Genomic DNA, 4,530 nt, shown 5'->3' on the forward strand with positions numbered 1-4,530 from the left:
ACGACCGGCTCCGCGGTCTCTCCGTCTCCCGTCAGGGTCTCGTGCGCCTGCCCGGCCACCTCACGCAACTCCTCCGAGTCGGTGAGACGCCGGATGACCGCGTCGAGCTCGGCCTCCTCCCCCGGTCTGGGGTCCAGGGCGTCGATCTCGTCGAGCCCGTGGCGCAGCAGGTCGGCCTCGCGGGCCAGCTCGCGGGCGCGCCCCGTGCGCTCTGCCAGCGACCTCTCGGCCTCACGCCACCGGTGGAAGGTCTCCCGGTACGCCCTGAGTGCGACCCGCGCCCGCTCGCCCCCGTGGGAGTCGACCGCCTCGCGCTGCCGGTCCGGACGCAGGAGCCGGAGCTGGTCGTTCTGGCCGTGGACCGCGAGTACCGGGGAACAGAACCGGGCCAGGGTGCCGGCGGGCACCGACCGACCACCCAACCGGGCCCGGGAGCGTCCGTCGGCGCCGACCCGGCGGGCCGCGATCACCGTCCCGTCCTCGTCGAGCTCAACGTCCGCCTCCTCGAGGAGTCTGTCGAGCTGCTCTCTGTCCTCGGAAGCCATCGTCGCCGCGGCGGCCAGGTCGAACCGCCCCTCCACCACGGCCTTGTCGGCACCGCGGCGAACCCGGCCCGGATCGGCGCGCCCCCCGGCCAGAAGCCTCAGACCGGTGACGACCATGGTCTTGCCGGCGCCGGTCTCACCGGTCAGGACCGACAGGCCCGGGGCGAAATCGGCCACGGCCTCGTCGATGACGCCGAGTCCGCTGATCCGAAGTTCCGTGAGCACGCACCCACCCTAGGGGAGGGGGCGGGCGGCGGACCGGCCACGCCACCCGGTCACCGGGAGTTCGAACTTGGTCACCAGTCGGTCCGTGAACGGTGAGTCGTCCAATCGCACCCACTTGACCGGCCTCCGGCCGCGCACCACCTCCACGCGGCTACCGGCGGGGGCGTCGACCAGCCGCCGCCCGTCGAGCACGACCACCGCGGGCCCCGACCGGGTCCCGGTCTCCACGGCGACACGCGAACTCGGCGCCACCACCATGGGCCGGGCGAACAGGGCATGGGCGTTGTTCGGGACCACCAGGATCGCGTCGAGCTCCGGCCAGACGATCGGCCCTCCCGCGGAGAACGCGTAGGCCGTCGACCCGGTCGGGGTCGACACGAGCATGCCGTCGCACCCGTAGTCGCTCACCGGTCGCCCATCGATCTCGACCGACGCCTCGAGGACGCCCTGCCGGGAGACCTTCTCGATACTCACCTCGTTGAGCGCCCAGTCGTGGCCGAGGACGGTGTCCCCGTGCATGACGGTGGCCTCGACCGTCATGCGCTCGACCACCCGGTAGTCCCGGTCGGCGATCTGTTCGACGACCCCGTGCAGCGAGGAGACCTCCGACTCGGCGAGGAACCCGACATGCCCGAGGTTGACCCCCAGCACCGGCACATCGGCCGCGGTGGCGTACTGACACGCCCGCAGGAACGTCCCGTCCCCACCCAGGACCAGGACGAGCTCGCACCCGTCGGCGGCGTGCGGAGTGTCGGCGACCGAGTCCACGCCCGTCCCCGTGGCGACGTTCTCACTCGTGTCGGCGAGCATCCGCACCGCGATCCCCCGGTTCGCGCAGGCGTCGACGACCTGGGCGACGATGGCGACGATGTCCGGCCGCTCGATATTGGCCTCGAGCAGGATCCGGCGGGGCGTCCCCTGACCTGTCATGTCCGTCATCTCGGCCCCTCCTCCACGGCGCGGTGGATGGCGTCCGACGCCTGGTGTGTCAGCTCCACCGGGGCGCCCGACCCGTTCTTGCGGAGATGGAGGAAGTACTCGACGTTCCCGGACGGCCCCGGGAGCGGGCTGGCCACGCAGCCGAGGGCCTCCAGACCGAGCGCCGCAGCGGCGCGCGCGACACCCGTGACCGCCTCGATCCGGAGGGCGGGGTCGCGGACGACGCCACCCTGGCCGACCCGCTCGCGGCCCACCTCGAACTGCGGTTTGACCATCGGCAGCAGATCCCCACCGGTGCGGACGCACGCGGTCAGTGCGGGCAGGACGAGCGGGAGGGAGATGAAGGACAGGTCCGAGACCACCACGTCCACCTCGCCCCCGATGTCCTCGGGAGTGAGGGATCGCACGTTGGTCTTGTCGTGGACCCCGACGCGACCGTCGCTGCGCAGGCGCCACACGAGTTGCCCGTAGCCCACGTCCACCGCCTCGACGCGGGCGGCACCACGTGAGAGCAGAACGTCGGTGAAGCCTCCCGTGGAGGCACCGGCGTCGAGACAGCGCGCACCGTCGACGCGCACACCGAAGGCGTCCAGCGCACCGATGAGTTTGTGGGCTCCCCGGGAGGCCCAGTCCGGTTCGTTCGACGCGGCGAGCGCGATCGAGGTGGTGGGCTCCACCTGGGTCGCGGGTTTGCTGGCCGCCACCCCGTTGACGATCACACGCCCGGAGCCGATGAGGTCCCGGGCCCGTTCCCGACTGTCACACATCCTGCGGCGGACCAGCTCGGCGTCCAGGCGCCTCCGTGTGACCGCCATCAGCGGGCGGCGTCCAGGACGGAGAGCGCTCGGGCGAGCAGGTCATGAGCGGCGTCCAGGGCCCGGACCTGATCGTCGCGGACCACCCCGCCGTCATCGCCGTCGGCCGTCGACGGCCCGACGGAGTCGGCGAGGAGATCGTCGAACGCCGAGCGGAGCTCGTCGACGTCCGGGCCCACGGGGCCTGGAAGTGGTGTCGGTCCGGGAGTGCTCACGCGGACCACGCTAGCCCACGACGAGTCCCGCATCGGCGAGCCGCGACCGCGCACCGTCACCGGGATCCGCGAGTGCGGTCACCCCGTGCAGCCACGCCTGACGGATGACGCTGCGCGCGAGGTCGACGCCACTCAACGTCTCCGGGATCCCCTGCAGGTGAAGAGACCCGTCCAGCACCCTCGCGTCGAGTCCGGCGGCCGACTCGATATGACTCGACTCGGGCGGCGCCGCGAGCGCCGAGAGGTCCCGGGCCAGGTGAGTGGCGCGACGACGCTCCTCGGCGACCAGCAGGTCGGCCGTCCCGTGGACACCGGTCAGGACCAGAAGTGAGGGCATGTCGGCCGCGACCGCCCCTTCGATGTCGGTGTCGAGCCTGTCGCCGATGACCAGTGGACGCGTCGCGCCGACGAGGTCGGCGGCGGCCCTGAGCACCCCGGCGGCCGGTTTCCCCGCCACGACGGGTTCGCGGTCCGTCGCCGCACGAAGCGCCGCGACCAGCGAGCCGTTGCCGGGGAGCAGGCCCCGCTCGGTGGGTAGCGTCGTGTCGGTGTTGGAGGCCACCCACGGAACCCCACGGCGGATCGCGAGGCACCCCTCGGCGAGGTCGCCCCAGGTCAGCTCGCGGGACAGCCCCTGGAGGACCACCTCCGGATGGTCGTCGGCCGAGAGGACGACCTCATAGCCCGCCTCCCTGGCGAGGTCGCGGAAGCTGTCGTGGCCCACCACGAGAACCCTCGCGCCGGCGTCGACGTGATCGACCAACATCATCACCGCCGCCTGGGCACTCGTCATGACGTCGGACGCGCGGGCGGTGAAACCCAGGTCGCGGAGGTGTGCCGCGGTGTCGGCGGGAGCACGGCTCGCGTTGTTGGTCACGTAGACCACCGGGAGCCCCGAGGCGTCCAGTGCCTCGGCCGCGCCCGGTACGGGCTCGGAACCGCGGATGAGCGTCCCGTCGAGGTCCACGAGAAGTGCGTCGTGCAGATCCGACAGAGTGGCTGGTGACACCGGGGTCAGTCCTCGAGCTCCGCCAGGCGCGACTCCGCGTCCGTGTGATGGTCAGGGTCGGCCGCCACCGCATGGCCAAACCATGCGGCGGCCTCGTCCTTCCGACCGGACGCCAGCAGCACCTCCGCGTACGCGTAGTCCAACCGTGCCGCCTCCTCGCCCACCGCCGCCGGATCGGCTCCGGCGTCCTGGAGGGTCACCAGGGCGGCATCGAGCTGGCCCATGTCCACCCGCGCACCGGCTTCGACGATGCGCAGTTCCACGAGGTCCTCACCGGAGACCTGGCGGGACTCCTCCCCCCGGGCGAGCTCGATGGCCTTCTGCGGGCGCTCGAGACCCCGCTCGCAGTCGGCCATCATCGCGAGCAGACCGGGACCTCCCGAGATCCGTCGGGCCGCACGCAGTTCCCCGAGGGCCTCGGACCACTCACGGGCCCGGTAGGCGAGCACTCCGAGGGTCTCCCGGACGACGCCTATCCGCCCGGCGCGATTCTTCGCGGCCCGCCCGTGGGCGAGGGCCAGCTCGGGATCGTCGTCCACGAAATGCATCGCCGCGACCAGGTGCCGAGCCACCAGCTCGGCGTTCGCCTTGTCCAGCCCACGGAGGTCCCGCCTGATCTCCATGTCGAGATCTGCGGCCTCGATCTCGTCGGGGAGGGCCGGTTCGTCGACCCGCGCTGCCTGGCGGGCGTCCTGACCGGGGCGACCGGCGGATCGCCGGTCGTCGAACTGCCGTCCGCCACCGCGCGACTCACCGCGGGACGCCCCACCGCGGCGGTCGGC

At 72.5% G+C, this 4,530-nt stretch carries 6 protein-coding genes; all 6 read right to left on the reverse strand.

Features of this window, described 5'->3' with window-relative positions; translation table 11 throughout:
* A partial coding sequence (locus G6018_RS07655) for an AAA family ATPase (RefSeq protein WP_182639298.1) occupies positions 1-770 on the reverse strand: 770 nt, incomplete at its 3' end.
* Between the two features lie 9 nt (positions 771-779).
* Positions 780-1,709: an NAD kinase gene (locus tag G6018_RS07660; RefSeq protein ID WP_182639299.1), complete on the reverse strand. Its 930-nt coding sequence runs from the start codon at positions 1,707-1,709 to the stop codon at positions 780-782.
* Entirely contained in the window at positions 1,706-2,524 is an 819-nt protein-coding gene (locus G6018_RS07665; protein ID WP_277817761.1) for a TlyA family RNA methyltransferase, read from the reverse strand. Before G6018_RS07665 ends, G6018_RS07660 begins: the two co-directional genes overlap by 4 nt.
* Positions 2,524-2,739, reverse strand: coding sequence for a hypothetical protein (locus G6018_RS07670; RefSeq protein ID WP_304814591.1), 216 nt, complete (start codon positions 2,737-2,739; stop codon positions 2,524-2,526). The genes G6018_RS07665 and G6018_RS07670 overlap by 1 nt, the downstream gene beginning before the upstream one ends.
* A gap of 10 nt (positions 2,740-2,749) precedes the next feature.
* Positions 2,750-3,748, reverse strand: coding sequence for an HAD-IIA family hydrolase (locus G6018_RS07675; protein ID WP_347237825.1), 999 nt, complete (start codon positions 3,746-3,748; stop codon positions 2,750-2,752).
* Between the two features lie 5 nt (positions 3,749-3,753).
* Positions 3,754-4,530, reverse strand: a 777-nt coding sequence (locus G6018_RS07680; protein WP_182610357.1) for a hypothetical protein, incomplete at its 5' end; no start/stop codon positions are given.

The organism is Dietzia sp. DQ11-44, from assembly GCF_014145205.1.
GTDB lineage: Bacteria > Actinomycetota > Actinomycetes > Mycobacteriales > Mycobacteriaceae > Dietzia > Dietzia natronolimnaea.